Genomic DNA, 20,328 nt, shown 5'->3' with positions numbered 1-20,328 from the left:
GTCGTCAATAGAAAAAAATATTGGGGAAATCAATGGCTAAACAGTGCGAAAGCCCATCAATGCCCTACAGCGCAAAAAGGCTGGTGACTAAAAAGTCACCAGCCATCAGCCTAATAAATCAGGCTGCAACCTGAAAGATTGGCTTATTTAACTTCAACTTCTGCGCCAGCTTCTTCCAGTGATTTTTTCAGTGCTTCAGCGTCATCTTTGCTCACGCCTTCTTTCAGAACTGCTGGTGCAGATTCAACCAGATCTTTGGCTTCTTTCAGGCCCAGACCAGTCGCGCCACGAACAGCTTTGATTACAGCAACTTTGTTAGCACCGATGCCTTTCAGCACAACGTCGAACTCAGTTTTTTCTTCAGCAACTTCAGCTGGGCCAGCAGCAACAGCTACAGCAGCAGCAGCAGAAACACCGAATTTTTCTTCCATAGCAGAAACCAGCTCAACAACATCCATTACAGACATAGCTGCTACTGCTTCCAGAATTTGATCTTTAGTGATAGACATAACAATTGTTCCTAAGAATCAGAAATAGTTTATACGTTAGCAAGTGCGTTAGAAAAGAAAGCGCTATTACGCAGCTTCTTTTGCATCGCGAACAGCAGCCAGAGTGCGGACCAGTTTGCCTGCAGCGGCTTCTTTCATGGTCGACATCAGACGTGCCAGTGCTTCTTCGTAAGTCGGCAGCGTTGCCAGACGGTCAATTTGAGCCGCCGGGATCAGCTCACCTTCAAAGGCTGCAGCTTTGACCTCAAATTTTGCATTCGCTTTCGCGAACTCTTTGAACAGACGAGCAGCAGCGCCCGGGTGTTCCATAGAATATGCAATCAGGGTCGGACCAACAAACGTGTCTTTCAGGCATTCAAATTGAGTGCCTTCAACGACGCGGCGCAGCAGGGTGTTACGAACAACACGCATGTAAACGCCAGCTTCACGACCTGCCTTACGCAGTTCGGTCATTTTATCAACGGTAACGCCACGAGAATCCGCAACAACCGCAGACAGCGCACCTTTGGCTACTTCGCTGACTTCAGCAACAATCGCTTGTTTGTCTTGAAGATTTAATGCCATTAGCTTTTGCTCCTGGATTTAGCCGGAGAAAATCTCCGGAACTCACTTCACTTATCGCCAAAATTAGAGATAAGCGTTGAAACACGGTGAGCAGAATCCAGTAAAAAATTATTCTTTATAAAAAAGAAAAACGTTATTTAGGCTCTGTCACCGTCTACGCAGGAAGGATTAAGCTTCTTTCGAAACACCTGCGGTCTTGGACGGAGGCCTGGATAGGCCAGGCTCCAACCGAAAATTCTTGCGTTATTCCACTTGAGAAACAACGGGCGTAAAATTATAGGTAAATCCCACACCCGAGTAAAGCGGAACAAAAGCTATTAGTTAGCAGCAGCGTTCAGACCGCTCTGGTCGATAGCAACGCCAGCGCCCATAGTGGTAGACAGGCTAACTTTCTTGATGTACACGCCTTTCGCCTGAGATGGTTTTGCTTTTTTCAGCGCAACCAGCAAAGATTCCAGGTTTTCTTTCAATTTGTCAGAATCGAAATCAACCTTACCGATAGTGGTATGGATGATACCGTTCTTGTCGTTACGGTAACGAACCTGGCCTGCTTTAGCATTGTTAACTGCTTCAGCAACGTTAGGTGTTACGGTACCCACTTTCGGGTTTGGCATCAGGCCACGCGGCCCCAGAACCTGGCCCAATTGGCCAACAACGCGCATTGCATCTGGAGATGCAATAACAACGTCAAAGCCCATTTCGCCTTTCTTAATCTGATCAGCCAGATCTTCCATGCCCACGAACTCAGCGCCAGCAGCTTTAGCCGCTTCAGCGTTTGCACCCTGGGTGAAGACAGCTACGCGAACAGAACGACCAGTGCCGTGAGGCAGAACGGTTGCACCGCGAACGTTTTGGTCAGATTTACGTGCATCGATGCCGAGGTTAACAGCGACGTCTACACTTTCTACGAACTTAGCAGTGGCCAGCTCTTTGAGCAGAGCAACAGCTTCGTTGATGTCGTACTGTTTAGTTACATCAACTTTGTCACGGATCACGCGCATGCGCTTGGTCAGCTTAGCCATTTATTAATCCTCCACTACCAGGCCCATGGAACGAGCGGTACCTGCGATAGAGCGCGCCATAGCGTCTACATCAGAACCAGTCATGTCCGCAGCTTTAGTTTCTGCGATTTCACGAACCTGAGCGCTCGTTACTTTACCAACTTTGTCTTTGTTCGGCTTACCTGAACCAGACTTGATACCAGCCGCTTTCTTCAGCAGAACAGCCGCTGGAGGCGTTTTGGTAACGAAGGTGAAAGAACGGTCAGAATAAACGGTAATAACAACAGGAATTGGCAGACCTTTTTCAACGCTTTCAGTTTTAGCATTGAACGCCTTACAGAATTCCATGATGTTCACACCCTGCTGACCCAGAGCCGGACCTACCGGTGGGCTTGGGTTAGCCATACCAGCTGCAACCTGCAGCTTGACATAGGCTTGTACTTTCTTGGCCATTTAACTTTCCTCAATTGGGTAATAGCGCCTAGTGAAAGGCTCCCCGTGGTTTGTATTACGTTTCAGTCGCCGTTAAGGCCACTGAAAAACAAAAGGCGCGAAATTATAGGTTAATTTCGCGCCATAGGCAAGTCGCTATTTTCAGCAAATCTTATCAGGCAATTAGCCTTTTTCGACCTGAGCAAAGTCCAGTTCAACAGGCGTCGCACGACCAAATATAGAAACAGACACCTTCAGGCGGCTCTTCTCATAGTCAACTTCTTCGACAACACCGTTAAAATCAGCAAATGGACCGTCGTTAACACGAACCATTTCACCCGGTTCAAACAGCGTTTTCGGACGTGGTTTGTCACCAACTTGCTGGAGACGATTCATAATCGCATCCACTTCTTTGTCACTGATTGGCGCAGGACGATCGGATGTACCGCCAATGAACCCCATAACACGAGGTACGCTGCGTACTAGATGCCAGCTGGCATCTTCCATCACCATCTGTACCAAGACATAACCAGGGAAAAACTTGCGCTCACTCTTGCGACGCTGACCACCACGGATTTCGACTACTTCTTCAGTAGGCACCATGACTTCGCCAAACAGTTCTTCCATATTATGGAGTTTGATATGCTCACGCAGTGATTGTGCTACGCGACCTTCAAAACCAGAAAACGCCTGAACGACGTACCAACGTTTTTTTGGAGCTTCAGACATCTTAGAACCTCAGGCCAGTGATAAACGATACCAAACGGACCAGAATACCATCCAGTCCCCACAAAATCAGTGACATCACGGCAGTCACCGCGGCAACGATTAACGTGGTGTGTAACGTTTCCTGACGAGTCGGCCAAATTACTTTGCGCACTTCAGTACGCGCTTCGCGAGCAAACGCTACGGTTGCTTTGCCTTTCGTGGTCAGCAGTGCCACACCACCGGCTGCGGCGATCAGGATAACAACGGCCAATGCACGCAAAGGAAGACTAAATTCGCGATAATAATAATTGCCAACAATCGCAACAACCAGCAAGGCACCTACTACCAGCCATTTAATCACTTCCAGGCCACGCCCACTATCCTGAGCTTCGGTATTCGCACTCATAAACCAACCTGTCACAATGATTCAGACAAATAACTTTGCCCCGTAACCACGGGGCAACCAAACCGAAAGATGTTCTGTAAAACGAATAATTCGGTATTTACGCCGTATCTACAGAGCCTATCTCACCAATGATTATATCCCACAATCGCTGATGAGATAGGTTCTACCATGACAGCGTAGAAAAAGGGCATCAAATGATGCCCTTTTATCGCGTGTCGCGTCAAACGTTATCAGCGATTAAGCGATAACTTTAGCAACAACGCCCGCGCCTACTGTACGGCCGCCTTCACGGATTGCGAAACGCAAACCGTCATCCATCGCGATTGGGTGGATCAGGGTAACAACCATTTTAATGTTGTCGCCTGGCATTACCATCTCTACGCCTTCTGGCAGTTCGATGGTGCCCGTTACGTCAGTGGTACGGAAGTAGAACTGAGGACGGTAACCTTTGAAGAACGGAGTATGACGGCCGCCTTCATCCTTGCTCAGGATATACACTTCTGATTCGAACTTGGTGTGTGGCTTGATTGAACCCGGCTTAGCCAGTACCTGACCACGCTCGATTTCTTCACGCTTGATACCACGCAGCAGAACACCAACGTTCTCGCCCGCACGACCTTCGTCCAGCAGTTTGCGGAACATTTCTACGCCGGTACAGGTAGATTTCGCGGTGTCTTTGATACCAACGATTTCCACTTCTTCACCAACTTTAACGATACCGCGCTCTACACGACCGGTAACAACGGTACCACGGCCGGAGATAGAGAATACGTCTTCGATTGGCAGCAGGAACGGCTTGTCAATGGCACGCTCTGGCTCTGGGATATAGGAATCCAGATGCTCTGCCAGTTCGATGATTTTTGCTTCCCACTCAGCGTCGCCTTCCAGCGCTTTCAGCGCAGAACCACGAACCACTGGGGTGTCGTCGCCAGGGAAATCGTACTGAGACAGCAGCTCGCGCACTTCCATCTCAACCAGTTCCAGCAGCTCTTCGTCATCAACCATGTCACATTTGTTCAGGAACACGATGATGAAAGGAACGCCAACCTGACGACCCAGCAGGATGTGCTCACGGGTCTGAGGCATTGGGCCGTCAGTCGCAGCAACAACCAGGATAGCGCCGTCCATCTGAGCAGCACCGGTGATCATGTTTTTCACATAGTCGGCGTGTCCTGGGCAGTCAACGTGCGCGTAGTGGCGAGACGGGGTATCGTATTCAACGTGAGACGTGTTGATGGTGATACCACGAGCCTTTTCTTCTGGCGCGTTATCGATCTGGTCGAATGCACGTGCGTTACCACCGTAGGTTTTAGCCAGAACGGTAGTGATTGCAGCGGTCAGCGTTGTTTTACCATGGTCAACGTGGCCGATAGTACCGACGTTAACGTGCGGTTTTGTACGTTCAAATTTTTCTTTAGACATCGATTGTCCCTCTAAGACACGGATAAATCGGTGGTATCACCACATCAACCAAGCAATAGCTTGCTGAATTTATTCACAGAAAGAAAATCAGGAGGAGGAAAAGGAAGTGGTGCTGATAGGCAGATTCGAACTGCCGACCTCACCCTTACCAAGGGTGCGCTCTACCAACTGAGCTATATCAGCACATCTTGGAGCGGGCAGTGGGAATCGAACCCACATCATCAGCTTGGAAGGCTGAGGTAATAGCCATTATACGATGCCCGCATCCTGGAACTCGGCTACCTAATTTTTCTGTAGATTTTGAAGTTGAGGAATAAGAATTTATAGACCCCGCCTTCGTCGATCCGGTTTGGTCTTACTACCGTATCGAATATCCTGTTACCAGGATTGAATTTGGTGGTGGGGGAAGGATTCGAACCTTCGAAGTCTGTGACGGCAGATTTACAGTCTGCTCCCTTTGGCCGCTCGGGAACCCCACCTGATTGTGTACTTGATGGTGCCGGCTACCGGAATCGAACTGGTGACCTACTGATTACAAGTCAGTTGCTCTACCTACTGAGCTAAGCCGGCATCAAGTGCTGCGCATTCTAGGTAGACAGAGCGCTCGATGCAACAAAAAAATTGCGTAAAATGTGCTTTCGCTTAGATTTTATCCAGATTCACTCACAATTCTAGGTCAGCAACAAGAATTAGTGCAAAGAACCATCAATCCCTCTCTAGAAAATGAGCATTGCACCATCAAATTTGCCTTATATCTCTTGCACCAAAAATGCGCCTTTTGCCCTTAAAGAGAACATGTCCCTCACTGACAGACGCTATTTTGCTCGTTTTTCTAAGAAAATAGACTTGGAACAAATTTTGCTAAGTTAGAAACAAATTTCTGAAGAACGAGCAAAATACGATGAAAATAGTTCAACTCAATGCGGCAACCTTACCTGTCTATCGTGAAGAACTGGCCAGTCTATTAATAGATGCTGTAGAAAAAGGCGCCTCTGTTGGATATCAATCGCCTCTGCACCACAAAGAAGCTATGGAATATTTTCATGAATTACAAGCATCTGTCGCTAACGGTGACCGCATACTATGGGCAGCACGCGACGAGGAAGGTATCGTCGGAAGTGTACAGCTAGAGTTATGTCAAAAGCCAAACGGGAGAAACAGAGCTGAAATTCAAAAATTGTTAGTTCATAGCCGTGTACGGAGAGCAGGAATAGGCAGACAGCTCATTCAGTTACTGGAAAAACACGCGCTTTTCCAACAAAGAGGGTTACTCTATTTAGATACCCAAGCTGGCTCCCCAGCAGAAGCGTTCTACCGAGCCTTGGGTTATCGCCATCTGGGAGAATTGCCTGACTATGCTTGCACACCCGATGGTTATTACCATCCAACGGCTATCTACTATAAACGCCTCTTTGCCGTGAATGGGTTAGGTAAAGCAATCGCCAGCTAGCCTGTACCCGATGCGTAAACATAGAAGCATCGGGTACAGAACCGATTTTCTCTTCTTCTTTCTATCCGCAAAGTGTTAACCTGCCCATTATCAAAAATTTATTACATAAGAAAAGGTGCCGCGATCATAGCGTTGGCTAAACTAATAGCCCGTTTTCTTCGCTGGCTGAGAGTCCCTTTTCTTACCTGTGAAGCAGGCAGAACACGACTTATGAGCAATAGAGAGCAATCCTTGGCCACGCCATATCTACAATTTAATCGCAGCCAATGGGCCGCCTTGCGCGATTCCGTCCCGTTAACGCTGACAGAGGAAGAAATCGTTAAGCTCAAAGGGATTAACGAAGACCTTTCATTAGACGAAGTCGCAGAAATTTATCTGCCACTATCCCGCCTGCTCAATTTTTATATCAGCTCTAATTTACGCCGTCAGGCCGTACTTGAGCAGTTCTTAGGTACGGATGGCCAAAAAATACCTTACATAATTGGTATTGCGGGCAGCGTCGCCGTGGGAAAAAGTACCACAGCCCGTGTGCTCCAAGCATTATTAAGCCGCTGGCCGGAACATCGCAGTGTAGAACTCATTACAACCGACGGATTTCTTCATCCAAATAAGGTGTTAAAAGCACGTGATTTGATGAAGAAAAAAGGCTTTCCGCAATCATACGATATGCATAGCCTGGTAAAATTTGTTTCTGATATAAAATCAGGAGCACACAAAGTCACCGCCCCAACTTACTCTCATCTAACATACGATATTGTTCCTAATAACAATAAAGTGTTGGAACACCCTGATATCTTAATATTAGAAGGCTTAAATGTCCTACAAAGTGGAATGGACTATCCACATGATCCACATAGAGTTTTCGTCTCTGACTTTGTAGATTTCTCTATCTATGTTGATGCACCTGAAACACTGCTACAAACATGGTATATAAATCGTTTCTTGAAATTCAGACAGGGTGCATTCTCAAATCCAAACTCGTACTTTCATAATTATGCAAAATTGACAGAAGAAGAAGCTGTCGGCATTGCTTCTCAATTATGGAAAGAAATTAACGGACTTAATCTAAAAGAAAATATTCTACCCACGCGGGAAAGAGCTAGTCTTATTATGACTAAAAGCGCTAATCATGCCGTTGAATGTGTTCGGTTAAGAAAGTGAAAAGCGAATAAATATGTAAAAAGCCCCCCTGAGGCTGACGAATCCCCAGAAAACGAGACAGGCATAGAGTTTTATGATCTACTGATTTTCGCCAAAAAACTCAATGAGATCACCTCTATGCCTGCCCGTAAAGTATGCCAGACTTTTTTCCGTCACGCTTTAGCCTCAACGCACCAATATCGGCAAAATGCCATTATCGATTCCACCGTTGCCCTGATGAACGGCGCGACACTTTCCCTTACCAGCATTGGACGTCACCTGCCGGGGACCGCTCGCGTCAAGGATAAAATAAAACGCATTGACCGTCTTCTCGGCAACACATCGCTTCATCGTGATATCCCTCTGATATTTAATAATATTGTTTCTATGATGACGAAACCTATGTCGTGGTGCGTCATCGCCGTTGACTGGAGCGGCTATCCCTGTAAGGAATATCATGTTCTCCGTGCCAGCCTTATCTGTGATGGGCGCGCCATCCCCTTAATGAGTCAGGTTGTCCCGTTAAAAAAACAAAATAATGTACTGATACAAAATACCTTTCTTGACGCCCTTGCGGAAGCTGTCGCGCCGAATACCCGAGTCACCGTCATTACCGATGCAGGTTTTCAAAGCGCGTGGTTCCGGCATATCAAATTTCTGGGATGGAGTTTTATTGGTCGAATCAGAGGGACGGTTAAATTTAGCCTTCATCATGACAAAGAGAACTGGATGACCGTAAAAGACTGCGAGGGAACAGCGCAGGCAAAATATCTGGGAGCGGGCACACTGGCACGCGCTAAATATGCGCAATGCGATGGACATTTTTTCCTTCACAAGAAAGCGTCAAAAGGGCGAAAAAGCAAACGAGCCAGAGGGAAACCGGGCTATCCGACCGTGGAAAAAGAGCAACGTGCGTCAGCCAAAGAGCCGTGGCTGATATTTACCAGCACAGATGAATTTAAGCCCCGTGAAATCATGAAGCTCTACAGCAGGAGAATGCAGATTGAACAAAACTTTCGAGATGAAAAAAGCGAGCGATTTGGCTTTGGACTACGAGCCAGTGGAAGCAAAAGCGGGGAGCGACTGTGGGTGCTAAGCCTGCTGGCAACACTGGCATCGATAGTCCTCTGGTTATTGGGCTATCACTTTGAGAATAAAGGACTTCACCTCCACTATCAGGCAAACAGCGTCAAAAAGCGTAGAGTGATATCGTTTCTGACGTTGGCAGAAAATGTGTTGCGACATTCAGAGCGAATATTAAGGCGTGTAAAACTGGAGAGTATCTTAGTTCAACTCGCCAGCACCTACCGAAGTATGGTGCTGGTTTATTAATGGTAATTTTGTGGGGATCCCTCAGCCCTGAGGTCTGAACTGCACCCCAAATGTTGGATACCCAACAGAGTAAGGTGCAGTTTTTTATGGCAAAACCTAAGTATTCCCTCGAACTCAGACTCGCAGTCGTAAACCACGTTCTCTCGGGCAGCGACGGAACCCATCGCACTGCCGAAATTTTTGCCGTCGAAAGAACCTCAGTTCGACGCTGGGTCAGAGCCTTCCAGCTTCACGGTATTGATGGCATTACCTGGAAAAACGATATCCACTCTGCAGAGTTCAGACTGGTGGTTGTCCATGCTGTGCTCAACGACGCGCTTTCAATGCGTGAAGCTGCAGCCCGCTTTAATATTTCCAATGAAACGGTTGTTCGTCGCTGGGTCTCCGTGTACAACGATGCCGGACCGGAAGCACTCCGGAATATGAAACGCGGCAGGCCTCGGGAAATGACCAGGAAAACCACCCCTCTTTCTACTGATACCGATATGGAACAGCTGTCTTCTGAAGAACTCCGGGCTGAGCTTCGCTATCTGCGGGCGGAGAATGCTTATTTAAAAAAGCTGGAAGCCTTGGTTCAAAGCGAAAAAAACGGCAAAAAGCCCAAATCATCAGCGAACTAAGGCAAGAGCATGCCCTTAATGACCTCCTGCGTGCCGCAGGCATGTCCCGGAGCACGTGGTATCACAACATCAGAGCGATGAAGCGAACGGATAAACACGCCGGACTCAAGGCCAGAATCAGTGACATATACCGCCATCACAAAGGACGTTACGGCTATCGCCGAATCACACTCTCTCTGAGAAAAGAGGGAATAGCAGTGAATCACAAGACAGTACAACGCCTGATGGCGGAACTGTCACTCCGCTCTGTTAGTAGGGTGAAGAAATATCACTCGTGGAAGGGAGAAACAGGTAAAGCAGCACCTAACATCCTTAAGAGAAACTTCTGGGCGTCAAAGCCTAATGAAAAATGGGTAACGGATGTTACCGAGTTTTCATTGCAGGGTAAGAAGCTGTATCTGTCGCCAGTTCTCGATCTGTTTAACAGGGAAATCATCTCCTACAGTCTGTCCGAAAGGCCGGTCATGGATATGGTGAATGCGATGCTGAGAGAGGCTTTATCAGTGCTCAGTCCGGAAGACACTCCGCTGCTGCACTCGGCTCAGGGATGGCAATACCGAATGGCAGGTTATCAGGAAAAGTTAAAAGCAAAGGGCGTCGTGCAAAGCATGTCGCGCAAAGGAAACTGCCTGGATAATGCGGTGATAGAGAACTTCTTTGGTACGCTGAAAACGGAGTGCTTTTACCCTGGCCAGTTCGGCAGCATTGAAGAGTTGAAGCAGGCGATAGAGGAATATATCGATTACTACAATAACGAGCGGATAAGCCTGAAGTTGAAAGGTCTGAGCCCGGTTGAATACCGGACCCAGGCCTTAAAAGCCGCGTAACATGAACCGTCCAACTTTATGGGGTCAGTCCATCCCCATCATTTCACCGGAATAAAATTAACCATCAGAGATAATTTTAATTAACTTAAGGGGAACTGTAATATTTTTCATGATAATACCTCGATGGCATTGACCTCTCCATATGCAGCAATAAAGCGAACTTCAGGTTCCAACTGTATGGAGAATTTATCAGCAACCTGATTGCGGACATAACGCGCTAATTCGATAATATCTGAGCTTTTTGCATTATTTTTATTAATTAGAACTAATGCCTGTTTCTCATGAACAGCCGCACCACCAAGCTGAAACCCTTTAAGCTTGCATTGATCAATCAACCATCCAGCGGCCAATTTAACGTTGCCATCGGCTTGTAAATACTGAGGAGCATTCGAATACTCTCGTAAAACACGTTCAGCATGCTGCGGTGTAATTATCGGGTTTTTGAAGAAGCTACCAGCATTACCTGTCACGGCAGGATCTGGAAGTTTGCTTCGACGCATATGGCACACGGAATCGAATATCTGCTGTGCCGTAACAATTGCTGGGTCCAGTTTGACCAAATCACCGTAGTTAAGTATCGGGTTCCACTCTTTCTTTAAAAAGAACCCTACTGCAATAATCGCAAACCCAGAACGGTATTGATGCTTAAATATGCTTTCACGGTAACCGAAATGGCATTCCTTACAGGTAAAACGTGTGACTTTACCTTCAGCCAGATCCAACACGTCAACATAATCACACACATGCTGTAATTCGATACCGTACGCACCAATATTCTGTATCGGTGCAGACCCCACACATCCTGGAATTAGTGCCAGATTTTCTAACCCAGCAATACCACTCTTAAGCGTATATTCAACTAATTGATGCCAATTCTCACCAGCTCCGACATGAATATACCAGCCGTCACTTTCTTCTCGAATATCTATACCCTTGAGCCGATTTAGCAGAATAGTGCCTAAAAAATCTTCGAGAAACAGGACATTACTCCCTTCCCCTAGTAACAAAATCGGCTCTCGTGATTCACTGGCGACGCGCCATCCTTCAATCAATTTCTCCTGAGTATCCGCAACCTTAATACAAGATGCGGAAACGGGTAATGAGAAAGAGTTATAAGACTTCAATGAAATAACACTCGACGCCATAATAGAAATACCTACTAATTCAGATATCACATAGTCTACCTGATCTACGCAAGATAGCGGCGGTCTTTCATCACGGGTACAGATAAAATCAGCCCCCCAACACGCACACAGCAAAAAGCCCTCGTCTTTCGACGAGGGCTTTCCACTATTTGATGCCTGGCAGTTCCCTACTCTCACATGGGGAAGCCCCACACTACCATCGGCGCTACGGCGTTTCACTTCTGAGTTCGGCATGGGGTCAGGTGGGACCACCGCGCTATCGCCGCCAGGCAAATTCTGTTTCATTCTAACCGTTACTTATCATGGCTTTTCTCTTCGCCATCTCCGTAACCATCAGAACCAATCCTAGAACAAGCTAAAATATTGTCTCTTGAGTCATCATCACACCAAAACACCTTCGGTGTTGTAAGGTTAAGCCTCTCGGGTCATTAGTACTGGTTAGCTCAACGTATCGCTACGCTTACACACCCAGCCTATCTACGTCGTCGTCTTCAACGGCCCTTCAGGGGCATCAAGTGCCCAGGGAAGACTCATCTCGAGGCAAGTTTCCCGCTTAGATGCTTTCAGCGGTTATCTCTTCCGCACTTAGCTACCGGGCAATGCAATTGGCATCACAACCCGTACACCAGTGGTGCGTTCACTCCGGTCCTCTCGTACTAGGAGCAACCCCTCTCAATCTTCCAACGCCCACGGCAGATAGGGACCGAACTGTCTCACGACGTTCTAAACCCAGCTCGCGTACCACTTTAAATGGCGAACAGCCATACCCTTGGGACCTACTTCAGCCCCAGGATGTGATGAGCCGACATCGAGGTGCCAAACACCGCCGTCGATATGAACTCTTGGGCGGTATCAGCCTGTTATCCCCGGAGTACCTTTTATCCGTTGAGCGATGGCCCTTCCATTCAGAACCACCGGATCACTAAGACCTGCTTTCGCACCTGCTCGAGCTGTCACTCTCGCAGTCAAGCTAGCTTATGCCTTTGCACTAACCTCCTGATGTCCGACCAGGATTAGCTAACCTTCGTGCTCCTCCGTTACGCTTTGGGAGGAGACCGCCCCAGTCAAACTACCCACCAGACACTGTCCGCAACCCGGATTACGGGCCCACGTTAGAACATCAAACATTAAAGGGTGGTATTTCAAGGTCGGCTCCACGCAGACTGGCGTCCACGCTTCAAAGCCTCCCACCTATCCTACACATCAAGGCTCAAGGTTCAGTGTCAAGCTATAGTAAAGGTTCACGGGGTCTTTCCGTCTTGCCGCGGGTACACTGCATCTTCACAGCGAGTTCAATTTCACTGAGTCTCGGGTGGAGACAGCCTGGCCATCATTACGCCATTCGTGCAGGTCGGAACTTACCCGACAAGGAATTTCGCTACCTTAGGACCGTTATAGTTACGGCCGCCGTTTACCGGGGCTTCGATCAAGAGCTTCGCCTTGCGGCTGACCCCATCAATTAACCTTCCGGCACCGGGCAGGCGTCACACCGTATACGTCCACTTTCGTGTTTGCACAGTGCTGTGTTTTTATTAAACAGTTGCAGCCAGCTGGTATCTTCGACTGGTCTCAGCTCCATCCGCGAGGGACTTCACCTTACACCAGCGTGCCTTCTCCCGAAGTTACGGCACCATTTTGCCTAGTTCCTTCACCCGAGTTCTCTCAAGCGCCTGAGTATTCTCTACCTGACCACCTGTGTCGGTTTGGGGTACGATTCGGTGTTACCTGGAGCTTAGAGGCTTTTCCTGGAAGCGTAGCATCAGTTACTTCATCACCGTAGTGACTCGTCATCACGCCTCAGTGTTAATGATGACCCGGATTTACCAAAGTCACCCACCTTCACGCTTAAACCGGGACAACCGTCGCCCGGATAACCTAGCTTTCTCCGTCCCCCCTTCGCAGTAACACCCAGTACAGGAATATTAACCTGTTTCCCATCGACTACGCTTTTCAGCCTCGCCTTAGGGGTCGACTCACCCTGCCCCGATTAACGTTGGACAGGAACCCTTGGTCTTCCGGCGTGCGGGTTTTTCACCCGCATTATCGTTACTTATGTCAGCATTCGCACTTCTGATACCTCCAGCACCCCTCACAGGACACCTTCGCAGGCTTACAGAACGCTCCCCTACCCAACAACACCTGAGTGTCGCTGCCGCAGCTTCGGTGCATGGTTTAGCCCCGTTACATCTTCCGCGCAGGCCGACTCGACCAGTGAGCTATTACGCTTTCTTTAAATGATGGCTGCTTCTAAGCCAACATCCTGGCTGTCTGTGCCTTCCCACATCGTTTCCCACTTAACCATGACTTTGGGACCTTAGCTGGCGGTCTGGGTTGTTTCCCTCTTCACGACGAACGTTAGCACCCGCCGTGTGTCTCCCGTGATAACATTCTTCGGTATTCGTAGTTTGCATCGGGTTGGTAAGTCGGGATGACCCCCTAGCCGAAACAGTGCTCTACCCCCGAAGATGAATTCACGAGGCGCTACCTAAATAGCTTTCGGGGAGAACCAGCTATCTCCCGGTTTGATTGGCCTTTCACCCCCAGCCACAAGTCATCCGCTAATTTTTCAACATTAGTCGGTTCGGTCCTCCAGTTAGTGTTACCCAACCTTCAACCTGCCCATGGCTAGATCACCGGGTTTCGGGTCTATACCCTGCAACTTAACGCCCAGTTAAGACTCGGTTTCCCTGCGGCTCCCCTATTCGGTTAACCTTGCTACAGAATATAAGTCGCTGACCCATTATACAAAAGGTACGCAGTCACCTAACAAGTAGGCTCCCACTGCTTGTACGTACACGGTTTCAGGTTCTATTTCACTCCCCTCGCCGGGGTTCTTTTCGCCTTTCCCTCACGGTACTGGTTCACTATCGGTCAGTCAGGAGTATTTAGCCTTGGAGGATGGTCCCCCCATATTCAGACAGGATGTCACGTGTCCCGCCCTACTCATCGAACTCACAACTTGTGCATTTTTGTGTACGGGACTATCACCCTTTACTGTGCGACTTTCCAGACGCTTCCACTCACACACAAACTGATTCAGGTTCTGGGCTCCTCCCCGTTCGCTCGCCGCTACTGGGGGAATCTCGGTTGATTTCTTTTCCTCGGGGTACTGAGATGTTTCAGTTCCCCCGGTTCGCCTCATGACACTATGGATTCATGTCATGATAGTGTGTCGAAACACACTGGGTTTCCCCATTCGGGTATCGTCGGGTATAACGCTTCATATCAGCTTACCGACGCTTATCGCAGATTAGCACGCCCTTCATCGCCTCTGACTGCCTAGGCATCCACCGTGTACGCTTAGTCGCTTAACCTCACAACCCGAAGGTGTCTTGAAGACACATTCGCGCTGCGATTATTTGAGAGACTCATTGACAGACTGATTCATTGCTCACACCACATTACTGTCGTGTCAGTATGTTCAGCTGTCATGTTTCAATTTTCAGCTTGTTCCAGATTGTTAAAGAGCAAAATACTTCGCAGCATACTGTTTCCAATACGCTCTGAAGTCTTTTTAATGGTGGAGCTATGCGGGATCGAACCGCAGACCTCCTGCGTGCAAAGCAGGCGCTCTCCCAGCTGAGCTATAGCCCCATCGTTGCTTACAGATACCTTATATACCACTCACGGAAAAGTTGGTAGGCCTGAGTGGACTTGAACCACCGACCTCACCCTTATCAGGGGTGCGCTCTAACCACCTGAGCTACAAGCCTATTAAGGTATTTCTGCTCGTTATTTTCATCAGACAATCTGTGTGAGCACTTCACTCAACGCACATCTTCTTGGTAAGGAGGTGATCCAACCGCAGGTTCCCCTACGGTTACCTTGTTACGACTTCACCCCAGTCATGAATCACAAAGTGGTAAGCGCCCTCCCGAAGGTTAAGCTACCTACTTCTTTTGCAACCCACTCCCATGGTGTGACGGGCGGTGTGTACAAGGCCCGGGAACGTATTCACCGTAGCATTCTGATCTACGATTACTAGCGATTCCGACTTCATGGAGTCGAGTTGCAGACTCCAATCCGGACTACGACGTACTTTATGAGGTCCGCTTGCTCTCGCGAGGTCGCTTCTCTTTGTATACGCCATTGTAGCACGTGTGTAGCCCTACTCGTAAGGGCCATGATGACTTGACGTCATCCCCACCTTCCTCCAGTTTATCACTGGCAGTCTCCTTTGAGTTCCCGGCCTAACCGCTGGCAACAAAGGATAAGGGTTGCGCTCGTTGCGGGACTTAACCCAACATTTCACAACACGAGCTGACGACAGCCATGCAGCACCTGTCTCACAGTTCCCGAAGGCACTAAGGTATCTCTACCGAATTCTGTGGATGTCAAGAGTAGGTAAGGTTCTTCGCGTTGCATCGAATTAAACCACATGCTCCACCGCTTGTGCGGGCCCCCGTCAATTCATTTGAGTTTTAACCTTGCGGCCGTACTCCCCAGGCGGTCGATTTAACGCGTTAGCTCCGGAAGCCACGCCTCAAGGGCACAACCTCCAAATCGACATCGTTTACAGCGTGGACTACCAGGGTATCTAATCCTGTTTGCTCCCCACGCTTTCGCACCTGAGCGTCAGTCTTTGTCCAGGGGGCCGCCTTCGCCACCGGTATTCCTCCAGATCTCTACGCATTTCACCGCTACACCTGGAATTCTACCCCCCTCTACAAGACTCTAGCTTGCCAGTTTCAAATGCAGTTCCCAAGTTAAGCTCGGGGATTTCACATCTGACTTAACAAACCGCCTGCGTGCGCTTTACGCCCAGTCATTCCGATTAACGCTTGCACCCTCCGTATTACCGCGGCTGCTGGCACGGAGTTAGCCGGTGCTTCTTCTGCGGGTAACGTCAATCGATGAGGTTATTAACCTCACCGCCTTCCTCCCCGCTGAAAGTGCTTTACAACCCGAAGGCCTTCTTCACACACGCGGCATGGCTGCATCAGGCTTGCGCCCATTGTGCAATATTCCCCACTGCTGCCTCCCGTAGGAGTCTGGACCGTGTCTCAGTTCCAGTGTGGCTGGTCATCCTCTCAGACCAGCTAGGGATCGTCGCCTAGGTGAGCCATTACCTCACCTACCAGCTAATCCCATCTGGGCACATCTGATGGCGCGAGGCCCGAAGGTCCCCCGCTTTGGTCCGAAGACGTTATGCGGTATTAGCTACCGTTTCCAGTAGTTATCCCCCTCCATCAGGCAGTTTCCCAGACATTACTCACCCGTCCGCCGCTCGTCACCCAAGGAGCAAGCTCCTCTGTGCTACCGCCCGACTTGCATGTGTTAGGCCTGCCGCCAGCGTTCAATCTGAGCCATGATCAAACTCTTCAATTTAAGATTTGTTTGATTTGCTGAACTCGTCAGCGATGCTCAAAGAATTAAAACTGTTTATTCGTAATGAATTTACTGTTGTTCACTCTTCAAGACTTTTTATATCGTCAAGATACGGTCTTGTGAGTGCCCACACAGATTGTCTGATTAAATTGTTAAAGAGCAGTGCCACAATCTCTCGTGGCGCGGGTCGCATATACTATGCTAATCCGCTTTAAAGTCAAGTCATTGCTGACTGCTTTATGAAATCTTTTTCCTGTCATCACAACTGCGTTTGCGCTGTTGCCGTGTCAGTGGAGGCGCATTATAGGGACTTCTCGCCGCCTGACAAGCGCTAAATGCAAAATAATTATCGTTTGTCTACTATTTACCCACAAGGCTATTAAAGTGGCAGTTTTTCCAGCGAATCGAAGCCATAACGCTGCAATATTGGCCACAGCGTAGCGACTTTAGGCGTAATCGCCAGACAGTAAACCAGATTCTTATCTGTCGAAAGTGGAGGATTATCCAGATTAGCAATCAGCCATGCTGTTCTTTTAGCTATAGCAGCACCAGAGTCGACAAGACGTGTTCCATCTGACAATGCCGCTTTCAGCTCTTCTGCTAATAATGGAAAATGCGTACACCCGAGCACGACCGTGTCTGGCGGTTCCGGTAAACGTAGCCAAGGACGCAGAATTTTTTGCAGCTCGAAAATTGAGACCGTCTCACCCTGCAATTTCGCTTCTGCTAACTCGACCAGCTCTGACGATCCCAATGACAGAATCTGGCAATCCGTCGCAAAACGGGCAATCAGTTCGTGCGTATAGGGGCGTTGAACCGTTGCGCGCGTCGCCAGTAGGCCAACAACGCCATTGCGCGTCAGCTTAGCTGCCGGCTTCACCGCAGGGACGACGCCCACGACAGGGAAAGTAAAACGCTCACGTAACGCAGGAAGGGAAATTGTACTTGCCGTATTACAGGCAATTACAACCAGTGCGAGCTGATGGCGTAGTTGAACTGCGTTAACAATCTCAACCACGCGCTCGATAATAAACTGCTGTGATTTCTCACCATAAGGAAACGCTTCGTTATCGAATGCGTATATATAGTGAAGATCCGGCAAGAGTTGCCGGATTTCATCATAAACAGACAGCCCGCCTACGCCGGAATCGAAGACCAGAACCGTAGGACGGGATGGCAGGTTAGAAGGTATAGCTTCCGGTGAGATAGTATTCTCGCCCTGCCGTGCGGTAGCCATATGCCGTCTCGTAATCTTTATCAAACAGGTTGGCGATTCTACCACGAACTGTCAGATGAGAGGTGATCGGATATGAGGCGGAAACATCAACCGTACTGTAGCTAGGTAGGCGGCGGGTATTTGCTGCATTATCAAACCGCTTACCTACATACTGGTAACTCAGATTAAAATCGACGTCATACAGGTTCCAGTCAACTTGGTACTTTGCTTGCTGCTTCGCACGACGGGCCAAAACCTTATCGTTTTCATCGTTACGGGCATCAAGATAGTCCAAAGTGATTTGGTGATTCAGTACACCAGTCTCAAATGACCCCGTCCACTCCAGCCCCTTCATCGTTGCTGCATCAACGTTATAATAAGTCCCGGTATTTGTTGCAAAAGCATACTCATACGCGATCAGATTATCGATCTGATTAATATAACCCGACAAACGCCAACTTAATGGCCCGGTTAAACCTTCCAATCCGGCTTCCCATTGTTTCGACTCTTCAGGCTTTAGGTTTTTATTTGATTCAATATCGAAACGCTTCTGACCATACAACTGTCCCAAAGTGGGTGCCTGAAAGCCTGTCGCATAAGAGAGGGTTACTCGGTAATCGGGGAAGAACTCCCAGCCTGATGCAAGCTGCCAAGTACCATGCCTACCAAACTTCTCATTGTCATCACCGCGTACAGACCCTTCCAGAATAACAGCACCATATTGTTGTTGCGCGGTTAAATAGGCCCCTGAATTATCCTGCTTATAGCGGTTACTCTCGCGGTTTAGTGTATTAAAACTAACCCCCTCTGAAGTTAGCTTCTGCTGGCGCCAATCAATGCCCGCACTGACCATGCCATGGCTAAGTGCCAAGGTATTCCCCCACAGCACGTCATATTGGTCCATATCATCTTGAGAGTTATAAGCACCATAGCGCCCTTGAGTACTGAGATATTGGATTGAAGTATATTTCTGATAGCTGGCAATCAACTGAGAAGCATAATTTTCATGGGAGAATCGCAATCCGCCACTATAGGTATGGTTGTAGCTCTGCTGTTCATTTTGAATGGGAAAACCAAAGTCTTGGGAAAGCGCATCATAGTCACTATTGCTGCCATAACCGTAGCCACGGAAGAACCCAGAAATAGAATCGTTAAACTGATGTTCAACCCCTGCCCAGAATGTTTTATTGCGCCAGCCATCTTTATCTGAATCTAATGCCTGATTAGATGAATCCGGGTAAACATTGAATCCCCGAGTATCCTGATAAGCTCCAGCTAAAGAGACTCGAGTGCTATCACCAACCGACTGATGCAAGCTTCCACTATATTCCTGATAGCGGTTCGAACCAGCCCCTGCATTGAGTACTGTTTTATTTTCTGTTGTTTGCGTAATGATATTAACCACGCCACCAATAGCATCGGCACCGTATACCGCCGAACGTGGACCACGCATAAACTCAATGCGCTGTACTAAAGCAATAGGAATAAGGTTGAAATCTGGATCGCCTGTAATACCGTATTTAGCAATAGGGACACCATCAATGAGTACTAACGTGTGGCGTGCTTCCGAGCCCCGAATATACATTGATGCACTTTGCCCCAACCCACCAGTCTGAGCAATATTCACCCCTGGCAATCGACGCATAACTTCCAAAACATTCTTCGCTTGCCACCGATTGATGTCATCACGAGTGACCACGTCAATTGATGCCAGCACCGAAGAAACCGGCTGCGCGAAGCGATTTGCCGTTACTACCATGTCATCGGTATTTTTTTCCGATGACGGATTTTGACTTTCCTGCGCCCAGCCAGAAAATGCCGTGACGGAAAGCGCCGTCAGCAGCGAAATTTTTTTAATCATTGTTAAAGCATCCGAGAAATAATAAGGATGCCGCAGGCTCTGTTAATAGCACGCGATATGCAGAACCAATTGCGACGTATTCCGGCAGGTCTTCGGGCTTGGATGCCGTTGTTACCACAAACCGTCAATGACGGTAAGGGATACAACGAAAGCGATGACTTCCCATCTATACCCGTCATACTTCAAGTTGCATGTGCGTTGGCTGCGTTCACTCACCCGAATCACTTACTTGAGTAAGCTCATCGGGATGAAATGAGAGACATCCTGTCTCTCACCGGAGGCCAGCCGTTGGCTGGTCAAATTCGTTCCCGACGAATTTGTCCCTCTCTTGCCGCCTACCTGAAACTCGAATTATTTAGGGTACATA

Annotated in this window: 14 protein-coding genes, 6 tRNA genes and 3 rRNA genes; 4 read left to right on the top strand and 19 right to left on the bottom strand. The window is 48.4% G+C overall.

The annotated features are described in order from the left end of the window. Positions 1-143: 143 nt before the first annotated feature. The 11 genes from rplL to O1Q74_RS00975 all read right to left on the bottom strand — a co-directional run bounded on the left by rplL (position 144) and on the right by O1Q74_RS00975 (position 5,612). Positions 144-509, bottom strand: a complete 366-nt coding sequence (gene rplL / locus O1Q74_RS01025; RefSeq protein WP_012772935.1) for a 50S ribosomal protein L7/L12 — start codon at positions 507-509, stop codon at positions 144-146. 66 nt (positions 510-575) lie between these two features. Continuing rightward, positions 576-1,073 carry a 50S ribosomal protein L10 gene (gene rplJ / locus O1Q74_RS01020; RefSeq protein ID WP_012772934.1) on the bottom strand — a complete coding sequence of 166 codons (498 nt, stop codon included), beginning with the start codon at positions 1,071-1,073 and terminating at the stop codon, positions 576-578. A 317-nt stretch (positions 1,074-1,390) separates the two neighbouring features. Continuing rightward, entirely contained in the window at positions 1,391-2,095 is a 705-nt protein-coding gene (gene rplA / locus O1Q74_RS01015; RefSeq protein ID WP_039348153.1) for a 50S ribosomal protein L1, read from the bottom strand. A gap of 3 nt (positions 2,096-2,098) precedes the next feature. Then, on the bottom strand, positions 2,099-2,527 hold the full coding sequence (rplK, locus tag O1Q74_RS01010; RefSeq protein ID WP_012772932.1) for a 50S ribosomal protein L11: 429 nt from the start codon (positions 2,525-2,527) through the stop codon (positions 2,099-2,101). 162 nt (positions 2,528-2,689) lie between these two features. Next, positions 2,690-3,235: a transcription termination/antitermination protein NusG gene (gene nusG, locus O1Q74_RS01005; protein WP_005970339.1), complete on the bottom strand. Its 546-nt coding sequence runs from the start codon at positions 3,233-3,235 to the stop codon at positions 2,690-2,692. A gap of 1 nt (position 3,236) precedes the next feature. Continuing rightward, entirely contained in the window at positions 3,237-3,620 is a 384-nt protein-coding gene (secE, locus tag O1Q74_RS01000; protein WP_010285488.1) for a preprotein translocase subunit SecE, read from the bottom strand. A gap of 237 nt (positions 3,621-3,857) precedes the next feature. After that, positions 3,858-5,042 carry an elongation factor Tu gene (gene tuf / locus O1Q74_RS00995; protein WP_271875639.1) on the bottom strand — a complete coding sequence of 395 codons (1,185 nt, stop codon included), beginning with the start codon at positions 5,040-5,042 and terminating at the stop codon, positions 3,858-3,860. A 107-nt stretch (positions 5,043-5,149) separates the two neighbouring features. After that, positions 5,150-5,225: transfer RNA gene (locus O1Q74_RS00990), tRNA-Thr, on the bottom strand. Positions 5,226-5,231: 6 nt separating this feature from the next. Further along, positions 5,232-5,306: transfer RNA gene (locus tag O1Q74_RS00985), tRNA-Gly, on the bottom strand. A gap of 130 nt (positions 5,307-5,436) precedes the next feature. Then, positions 5,437-5,521: transfer RNA gene (locus O1Q74_RS00980), tRNA-Tyr, on the bottom strand. A 15-nt stretch (positions 5,522-5,536) separates the two neighbouring features. Further along, positions 5,537-5,612 (bottom strand) — tRNA-Thr (locus O1Q74_RS00975). 331 nt (positions 5,613-5,943) lie between these two features. Between O1Q74_RS00975 and O1Q74_RS00970 the strand changes: the two genes are divergently transcribed. The 4 genes from O1Q74_RS00970 (at position 5,944) to O1Q74_RS00955 (ending at position 10,411) form a co-directional block, all read left to right on the top strand. Further along, on the top strand, positions 5,944-6,492 hold the full coding sequence (locus O1Q74_RS00970) for a GNAT family N-acetyltransferase (RefSeq protein ID WP_271875638.1): 549 nt from the start codon (positions 5,944-5,946) through the stop codon (positions 6,490-6,492). 210 nt (positions 6,493-6,702) lie between these two features. Then, positions 6,703-7,653, top strand: a complete 951-nt coding sequence (gene coaA / locus O1Q74_RS00965) for a type I pantothenate kinase (protein ID WP_271875636.1) — start codon at positions 6,703-6,705, stop codon at positions 7,651-7,653. 117 nt (positions 7,654-7,770) lie between these two features. Then, positions 7,771-8,964 (top strand): IS4 family transposase, encoded by a 1,194-nt coding sequence (locus O1Q74_RS00960; protein WP_271875634.1) that lies wholly within the window; start codon positions 7,771-7,773, stop codon positions 8,962-8,964. Between the two features lie 86 nt (positions 8,965-9,050). Next, positions 9,051-10,411, top strand: a protein-coding gene (locus O1Q74_RS00955) for an IS3 family transposase (protein WP_271875632.1) whose coding sequence is annotated in 2 segments (ribosomal slippage) — positions 9,051-9,531 and positions 9,531-10,411 — 1,362 coding nt in all. Because the reading frame shifts where the segments join, the coding sequence is not laid out codon by codon here. A gap of 107 nt (positions 10,412-10,518) precedes the next feature. On the opposite strand, the gene murB is transcribed toward O1Q74_RS00955, so the two are convergent. The 8 genes from murB to btuB all read right to left on the bottom strand — a co-directional run bounded on the left by murB (position 10,519) and on the right by btuB (position 19,961). Then, positions 10,519-11,556, bottom strand: coding sequence for a UDP-N-acetylmuramate dehydrogenase (gene murB / locus O1Q74_RS00950; RefSeq protein WP_271878693.1), 1,038 nt, complete (start codon positions 11,554-11,556; stop codon positions 10,519-10,521). Positions 11,557-11,710: 154 nt separating this feature from the next. After that, positions 11,711-11,826, bottom strand: a 5S ribosomal RNA gene (gene rrf, locus O1Q74_RS00945). A 137-nt stretch (positions 11,827-11,963) separates the two neighbouring features. After that, a 23S ribosomal RNA gene (locus O1Q74_RS00940) occupies positions 11,964-14,870 on the bottom strand. A 204-nt stretch (positions 14,871-15,074) separates the two neighbouring features. Continuing rightward, positions 15,075-15,150, bottom strand: a tRNA-Ala gene (locus O1Q74_RS00935). Between the two features lie 42 nt (positions 15,151-15,192). Beyond that, a tRNA-Ile gene (locus tag O1Q74_RS00930) sits at positions 15,193-15,269 on the bottom strand. Positions 15,270-15,342: 73 nt separating this feature from the next. Beyond that, positions 15,343-16,884 (bottom strand): 16S ribosomal RNA (locus O1Q74_RS00925). Together the 16S, 23S and 5S rRNA genes with 2 tRNA genes alongside form the textbook arrangement of a ribosomal RNA operon. Before the next feature lie 379 nt (positions 16,885-17,263). Further along, on the bottom strand, positions 17,264-18,121 hold the full coding sequence (murI, locus tag O1Q74_RS00920) for a glutamate racemase (protein ID WP_271875630.1): 858 nt from the start codon (positions 18,119-18,121) through the stop codon (positions 17,264-17,266). Continuing rightward, the gene (btuB, locus tag O1Q74_RS00915; RefSeq protein WP_271875628.1) at positions 18,066-19,961 is read right to left on the bottom strand and encodes a TonB-dependent vitamin B12 receptor BtuB; all 1,896 of its coding nucleotides are present in this window, start codon (positions 19,959-19,961) and stop codon (positions 18,066-18,068) included. Before btuB ends, murI begins: the two co-directional genes overlap by 56 nt. Positions 19,962-20,328: the final 367 nt, after the last annotated feature.

The sequence above is a fragment of the Pectobacterium sp. A5351 genome, assembly GCF_028335745.1.
Classification (GTDB): domain Bacteria; phylum Pseudomonadota; class Gammaproteobacteria; order Enterobacterales; family Enterobacteriaceae; genus Pectobacterium.
This window is presented reverse-complemented; position numbering and strand designations above follow the sequence as displayed.

Excerpts from the sequence above, each read along its gene's own strand:
- rplJ (WP_012772934.1), bottom strand. The coding sequence starts at position 1,073 with ATGGCATTAAATCTTCAAGACAAACAAGCGATTGTTGCTGAAGTCAGC.
- rplK (WP_012772932.1), bottom strand. The coding sequence starts at position 2,527 with ATGGCCAAGAAAGTACAAGCCTATGTCAAGCTGCAGGTTGCAGCTGGT.
- murB (WP_271878693.1), bottom strand. The coding sequence starts at position 11,556 with ATGGCGTCGAGTGTTATTTCATTGAAGTCTTATAACTCTTTCTCATTA.
- rplL (WP_012772935.1), bottom strand. The coding sequence starts at position 509 with ATGTCTATCACTAAAGATCAAATTCTGGAAGCAGTAGCAGCTATGTCT.
- coaA (WP_271875636.1), top strand. The coding sequence starts at position 6,703 with ATGAGCAATAGAGAGCAATCCTTGGCCACGCCATATCTACAATTTAAT.
- nusG (WP_005970339.1), bottom strand. The coding sequence starts at position 3,235 with ATGTCTGAAGCTCCAAAAAAACGTTGGTACGTCGTTCAGGCGTTTTCT.
- btuB (WP_271875628.1), bottom strand. The coding sequence starts at position 19,961 with ATGATTAAAAAAATTTCGCTGCTGACGGCGCTTTCCGTCACGGCATTT.
- murI (WP_271875630.1), bottom strand. The coding sequence starts at position 18,121 with ATGGCTACCGCACGGCAGGGCGAGAATACTATCTCACCGGAAGCTATA.
- O1Q74_RS00960 (WP_271875634.1), top strand. The coding sequence starts at position 7,771 with ATGCCTGCCCGTAAAGTATGCCAGACTTTTTTCCGTCACGCTTTAGCC.
- rplA (WP_039348153.1), bottom strand. The coding sequence starts at position 2,095 with ATGGCTAAGCTGACCAAGCGCATGCGCGTGATCCGTGACAAAGTTGAT.
- tuf (WP_271875639.1), bottom strand. The coding sequence starts at position 5,042 with ATGTCTAAAGAAAAATTTGAACGTACAAAACCGCACGTTAACGTCGGT.
- O1Q74_RS00970 (WP_271875638.1), top strand. The coding sequence starts at position 5,944 with ATGAAAATAGTTCAACTCAATGCGGCAACCTTACCTGTCTATCGTGAA.
- secE (WP_010285488.1), bottom strand. The coding sequence starts at position 3,620 with ATGAGTGCGAATACCGAAGCTCAGGATAGTGGGCGTGGCCTGGAAGTG.